Annotated in this window: 1 protein-coding gene; it reads right to left on the bottom strand. The window is 64.7% G+C overall.

Going from position 1 to position 269, the window contains the following annotated elements; genetic code table 11:
• The coding region (locus ACZ2XM_RS15550; protein WP_490619022.1) for an FAD-binding oxidoreductase at positions 1-269 on the bottom strand (269 nt) is incomplete at both ends.

Consider the following 269-nt stretch of genomic DNA (forward strand, 5'->3'; position numbering starts at 1 on the left):
GATGATGATCGCGGCATGGACCATGTCCACGGGATGAAGCGTGTACTTCAGGGAGGTCACCACCCCGAAGTTGCCGCCGCCTCCTCTCAGCGCCCAGAAGAGATCGTCGTTGCGGGTCTCGCTCGCCGTGACGAACGAGCCGTCCGCCAAGACGACGTCTGCGGACAGCAGGTTGTCGCAGGACAGCCCGTATTTGCGTGAGAGGTAACCGATGCCGCCGCCGAGAGTCAGGCCGGAGATCCCGGTGGACCCGACGATGCCCCCTGTGG

Source organism: Psychrobacter sp. CoH-33_TS_01 (genome assembly GCF_058189395.1).